The 304-nt window shown below is 57.2% G+C and carries 1 pseudogene; it reads right to left on the reverse strand.

Annotation, left to right across the window (positions count from 1 at the left end):
* Window positions 1–237, reverse strand: a pseudogene (locus E5Q11_RS17640) (hypothetical protein); the annotation flags it as partial.
* Window positions 238–304: the final 67 nt, after the last annotated feature.

Genomic DNA, 304 nt, shown 5'->3' on the forward strand with positions numbered 1-304 from the left:
CTGGCCCTCACCTTTTACCGGCAGGCGCGCCAGCGAGGCTGAGCGTATCTCATTATTCACCTCCCGCCCCGGGCTGAACAGCACCAGACGCCCGGGCGATGAAATCGAAACCGTTTCTTCAAGCACCGCATCCTCAAAAGGCTCCGGCGGCACCTGATTTGCCTGCGCAGCAGCGGACACCAGCGCCATGACCGCGAAGACACTTCGGAATACGAACCCTCGATAATCAACAGACATTGATAAATTCCCTCACTGCACTGGCAACTGGTTGAACATCACCGTCGAGATGACAATGGTGACCACC

Source organism: Marinobacter confluentis, from assembly GCF_004785685.1.
Taxonomy (GTDB): Bacteria; Pseudomonadota; Gammaproteobacteria; order Pseudomonadales; family Oleiphilaceae; genus Marinobacter; species Marinobacter confluentis.